The sequence below is a fragment of the Alcanivorax sp. genome (assembly GCF_051117345.1).
Taxonomy (GTDB): domain Bacteria; phylum Pseudomonadota; class Gammaproteobacteria; order Pseudomonadales; family Alcanivoracaceae; genus Alcanivorax.
The window spans coordinates 1-5,164 of sequence record NZ_JBNPEC010000122.1 but is presented as its reverse complement, the minus strand read 5'-3'; the positions used below and the strand labels follow the sequence as shown (position 1 = coordinate 5,164).

5 protein-coding genes are annotated in these 5,164 nt (G+C 59.1%); all 5 read right to left on the bottom strand.

Annotated elements, in window-relative coordinates:
• Nucleotides 1-589, bottom strand: a 589-nt coding sequence (gene ruvB, locus ACFE0K_RS08140) for a Holliday junction branch migration DNA helicase RuvB (RefSeq protein WP_434535589.1), incomplete at its 3' end; no start/stop codon positions are given.
• A gap of 134 nt (nt 590-723) precedes the next feature.
• Nucleotides 724-1,323, bottom strand: coding sequence for a Holliday junction branch migration protein RuvA (gene ruvA, locus ACFE0K_RS08135; protein WP_434535588.1), 600 nt, complete (start codon nt 1,321-1,323; stop codon nt 724-726).
• A gap of 22 nt (nt 1,324-1,345) precedes the next feature.
• Nucleotides 1,346-1,864, bottom strand: a complete 519-nt coding sequence (ruvC, locus tag ACFE0K_RS08130) for a crossover junction endodeoxyribonuclease RuvC (RefSeq protein ID WP_035249006.1) — start codon at nt 1,862-1,864, stop codon at nt 1,346-1,348.
• Nucleotides 1,865-2,075: 211 nt separating this feature from the next.
• Complete coding sequence (locus ACFE0K_RS08125; RefSeq protein ID WP_434535587.1) at nt 2,076-2,819, bottom strand: YebC/PmpR family DNA-binding transcriptional regulator; 744 nt, start codon at nt 2,817-2,819, stop codon at nt 2,076-2,078.
• A gap of 65 nt (nt 2,820-2,884) precedes the next feature.
• On the bottom strand, nt 2,885-4,648 hold the full coding sequence (gene aspS, locus ACFE0K_RS08120) for an aspartate--tRNA ligase (protein ID WP_434535586.1): 1,764 nt from the start codon (nt 4,646-4,648) through the stop codon (nt 2,885-2,887).
• Nucleotides 4,649-5,164: the final 516 nt, after the last annotated feature.

Below are 5,164 nucleotides of genomic sequence, written 5' to 3'. Positions count from 1 at the left end.
AGGACCGAATCACAATCCCGGACAGCTCTTCCACCGAATAGAATTCCAGCCGCTGGACAATCCCGAAACGGTCACGCAAGGGGGCGGTAAGCAAGCCCGCCCGTGTGGTGGCCCCCACCAGCGTGAAGGGCGGCAGATCCAGCTTGATGGAGCGGGCCGCCGGTCCCTCGCCGATCATGATATCGAGCTGGTAGTCCTCCATGGCCGGATAGAGGATCTCCTCCACCACCGGGGACAGGCGGTGAATTTCATCCACGAACAGCACGTCGCCCTCTTCCAGGTTGGTGAGGATGGCGGCCAGATCACCGGCCTTTTCCAGCACGGGGCCGGAAGTGGATTTGAGTTCGCAGCCCATTTCCCGGGCAATGATGTGCGCCAGGGTCGTCTTACCCAGGCCAGGGGGGCCAAAAATCAGGGTATGGTCCAGGGCTTCATTACGGCCACGGGCGGCATCAATGAAGATTTCCATGCGCTCGCGGACTTTTGGCTGGCCCTTGTAGTCAGCCAGACTGGCCGGACGGATAGCCCGGTCCTGCTGTTCTTCACCGGTGCCGACAGCGGCAGCTGAAATCAGACGGTCGTTTTCCATGCTTGCAGTAAAGAGACCCAGCGTTGTGAGAATGATTTTGAGCTAGCGTAGACGGATTGTTCCCGGCAGTCACCCGGTGGATGCAAACAGTTGAAAGTTCAAAGTTTGACGTTGAACTTTCAACTCATCCCCTATCAACGCGCCAGGCTTTTCAGCGCCTGTCGGATCAGTTGCTCGCTGGTAGCGCCCTCTTCCGCCACTTTGCCACGTGCAGCAGCGGCATCTTTTGTACGATAACCACGCGCCTCCAGGGCGGCAAGGGCGTCGGAACGGGCAGCGTCGGGCTGTGCCAGTGACACCTTGCCCGGCATGTAGGTCGGACCTCCATCAATCTTGTCGATGCGGTCACGCATTTCGATAACCAGTCGCTCGGCGGTTTTCTTGCCGATACCCGGCACCTTCACCAACGAGGTGGTGTCCTGATCGTGAATGCACTGCGCCAGATGATCCGCCTCAATGCCGGAGAGAATGGCCAGGGCCATTTTCGGCCCCACGCCGTTGACCTTGATCAACGCCCGAAACAGTTCGCGTTCATAGCGGTCGGCAAAGCCATACAGTAACTGGGCATCTTCGCGCACCACGAAATGGGTATACAGGGTCAGGGGCTCACCGGTGTCCGGCAGACCGTAGAAGACGGTCATGGGGGCTTCCACTTCGTAGCCCACCCCGTTCACATCCAGCAGCAGCACTGGCGGGCGTTTCTCGAGCAGGGTTCCGCGCAATTGTCCTATCATGGCTGTGTCATCACCGTACTTTTCACCGTATTCGTCCGTTTCTTACCGCGGTGGCACCGCCCATACGAGCCAGCGACACGCGCATGTGGGCATGACAAAGGGCGATGGCCAGTGCGTCGGCCGCATCTTCCTGAGGGCGCTTTTCCAGGCCAAGCAGGTATTTGACCATTTCTGCCACCTGCCCTTTTTCCGCACCACCGCGCCCTACCACCGCCTGCTTCACCTGACGGGCAGAGTATTCAAACACCGGCAGGGAGGCCTGCATCACCGCCGCAATGGCTGCCCCCCGGGCCTGCCCCAGTTTCAGGGCTGAATCCGCGTTGCGGGCCATGAACACCTTTTCAATACTCACTTCCGCCGGGCCGTATTCCATCACCACCTGATGGATGCCGGTGAAGATCTCGCCCAGGCGAGGAGGAATCTCCTTGTGGGTCGTGGCGATAGTCCCGAAGGCCACCGCTCGACTGCGGTTACCCACCTGCTCCACCAGACCGTAGCCGGTGCGCCGGGAGCCGGGATCGATCCCCAGTAGTAATGCCATAAGCCGCTGACCCGAAAATAAAAAGCTGGCCCAGTTGTACCTGACAGCTGTCCATATGTCCAGTTGAAGCAGCTTCTAGCTTCTAGCTTCTAGCTTCTAGCTTCTAGAAGGATTGTGAGCCGCCCCGAAGGATCCACAAGCCAAATAGCAAAAAACCCCGACATAGCGGGGTTTTTTGTATTCCTCGTAGCTAGCAGCTCACAGCTAGTAGCTACTCCTCTTCTTCCGCCGGCCAGCTGGCGTTGGTGTAGACGTTCTGCACGTCGTCCAGATCTTCCAGCATGTCGATCATCTTCTGAACGGTTTCGGCGGTGTCCGTATCCATTTCCGCGTCCGTGGAGGGGTGCATGGTCACTTCCGCATCGGCGAACTCCAGCCCGGCTTCGCGCAGGGCATCGATCACGTCACCGAATTGCTTGTCCGGGGTGGTGATCACCAGGAAGCTGCCATCGTCATTTTCTTCCACGTCCTCGGCACCGGCTTCCAGAGCCACTTCCATCAGCTTGTCTTCGTCCACGGCGCCAGGCTCGAAGAAGATCTCGCCGCGCTTGGTGAACAGGAAAGCCACAGAACCACTGGTGCCCAGATTACCGGCGAACTTGGAGAATGCATGGCGCACCTCGGCCACGGTGCGGTTCACGTTGTCGGTCATGGTTTCCACCAGTACCGCCACGCCACCCTTGCCGTAGCCTTCGTAGGTGATTTCTTCCATGTTGGCATCGTCATCACCACCGGCACCGCGCTTGATCGCCCTGTCGATGGTGTCGCGGGTCATGTTCTGACCCAGCGCCTTGTCCACCGCTGCCCGCAGGCGTGGGTTATCCGCCGCCTCGCCGCCGCCCATTCTGGCCGCCACGGTGATTTCGCGAATCAGTTTGGTAAAGATCTTACCGCGCTTGGCATCCTGGGCCGCCTTGCGATGTTTGATATTGGCCCATTTACTGTGTCCTGCCATGGTGTCTCCCGTAATTGCTACGAACAGACCGGCGCGAGCAGGTCGCGCCGCCGGTTGTTATCGAATCAGTTATCGTCCTTGCGAACCTGTACACCCACTTCACGCAGCTGCTTGTTGTCCACCGGGGACGGCGCGTTGGTCATGGTGCAGGCTGCAGTCTGGGTCTTCGGGAAGGCAATCACATCCCGGATAGACTCGCTGCCGGTCATCAGCATGACCATGCGATCCAGACCGAAAGCCAGACCACCATGTGGCGGCGCGCCGTATTTCAGGCCGTCGAGCAGAAAGCCGAACTTTTCGTCAGCCTCTTCATCGGAAATACCCAGCGCCTCGAACACAGTACGCTGCATGGCCGGGTTGTGGATACGGATGGAACCGCCACCCAGCTCGGTGCCGTTGAGCACCATGTCATAGGCACGGGACAGCGCCCCTTCCGGGTTGCTTTTCAGCTCTTCCGGGCTGCAGCTGGGCATGGTGAAGGGGTGATGCAGCGCGTAGTACTGGCCGTCATCCTCTTCAAACATGGGGAAGTCCACCACCCACAGTGGCGCCCAGTCACCCTGTACCAGATTCAGGTCGTGGCCGACCTTGACGCGCAGCGCACCCAGCGCTTCGTTGACGATCTTGGCCTTGTCGGCACCGAAGAAAATCAGGTCGCCGGTCTCGGCGCCGGTGCGCTCGAGAATGCCCTGGATAGCCTCTTCGGTGAGGAACTTGAGGATCGGCGACTGCAGCCCTTCGGCTCCCGCAGCCAGGTCGTTAACCTTGATATAAGCCAGCCCCTTGGCGCCGTAGATACTGACGAACTTGGTATAGCCGTCAATATCCTTGCGCGACAGGCTGCAGCCACCCGGTACTTTCATGGCAGCTACACGCCCTTTCGGGTCGTTGGCCGGGCCTGAGAATACCTTGAAGTCCACACCCGCCAGCAGGTCGGCGATGTCGATCAGTTCCAGCGGGATACGCAGGTCCGGCTTGTCGGAACCGAAACGCTGCATGGCTTCCGAGAACGGCATGCGCGGGAAGTCCGGCAGCTCCACATCGAGCAGCTCCTTGAACACCGAGCGCACCATGCGTTCGGTGATACCCATGATGTCTTCTTCCTCCACAAAGGAGGCTTCCAGGTCGATCTGGGTGAATTCCGGCTGACGGTCGGCGCGCAGATCCTCATCGCGGAAGCACTTGGCAATCTGGTAGTAACGGTCGAAGCCCGCCACCATCAGCAGCTGCTTGAACAGCTGCGGAGACTGCGGCAACGCGAAGAAGCTACCGGGATGGGTTCGGCTCGGCACCAGATAATCACGGGCACCTTCCGGGGTAGCACGGGTCAGGATCGGCGTTTCCACATCCATGAAGCCTTCGCCTTCCAGGAAAGCGCGGACCACATGGGTCAGACGCGAGCGAAACTGGAAGTTGCGCAGCACTTCAGGCCGGCGCAGGTCCATATAGCGGTACTTGAGGCGCACCTCTTCCCCGGCGGCGGAATGGGCATCCAGCTCAAACGGCGGCGTTTCTGCCTCGTTGAGAATGGTCAGTTCCTTGCCTAGCACTTCGATATCGCCAGTGGACATCTTGCTGTTACGCACCGCTTCGTCACGCATACGCACCCGGCCGGTCAGGCGCACCACGTACTCACTGCGAACCTTGTCGGCCAGCGCAAAGGCTTCCTCGGTGTCCGGATCGAACACCACCTGCACCAGACCATTACGGTCTCGCAGGTCGAGGAAAATCACCCCACCGTGGTCACGGCGGCGACTGACCCAACCGCAAAGCTCAACTGTTTCTCCATCGTGGGAGGCTCGCAAATCACCGCAATAATGGCTTCGCATGCTTAACTTCCGCTTGTATTTCTGAGGGCGCTACCCGGGGCCGACCGCATCTGTCGGCAGTGCCAGCAGCCTGACTGACTTAGGGCTGAACCCCGAGTCGCTGAAAAAGGCGCCACAGTATAGCGATTCCACCGCCTGCGAGCCATGCCGGGGGGCGATTCCCTGCCAAACAGGCCACATCCGCCTCTTTTTTGTTGAAACTCCGTAAAAAATAGTGGTTTGACGGCTTGTGCAGTGAAAATTCATGGCATATAACAGATGCGAACCAATTCAGTGGCCCTCTGAGTTTGCGCAGTCCAGGGGCGTACCTGATCAGGGAAGCAAGACCGGTTCCCCGCCTTTCGGCGGAGACACACATTCTCAGGAAGACACCAAAAAGGGGTAAGTAATCCATGGCTGCAAAGAAAAAGACAGCTGCCAAAGCCACCAGCGCTACTGCGGCTCGCAAGGTTAAAACCATCACCGAACCGATGAACAAAACCCAGATCGTCAACCAGATCAGAGATACCACCGGCC

Excerpts from the sequence above, each read along its gene's own strand:
- ruvC (WP_035249006.1), bottom strand. The coding sequence starts at position 1,864 with ATGGCATTACTACTGGGGATCGATCCCGGCTCCCGGCGCACCGGCTAC.
- ruvA (WP_434535588.1), bottom strand. The coding sequence starts at position 1,323 with ATGATAGGACAATTGCGCGGAACCCTGCTCGAGAAACGCCCGCCAGTG.
- aspS (WP_434535586.1), bottom strand. The coding sequence starts at position 4,648 with ATGCGAAGCCATTATTGCGGTGATTTGCGAGCCTCCCACGATGGAGAA.
- ACFE0K_RS08125 (WP_434535587.1), bottom strand. The coding sequence starts at position 2,819 with ATGGCAGGACACAGTAAATGGGCCAATATCAAACATCGCAAGGCGGCC.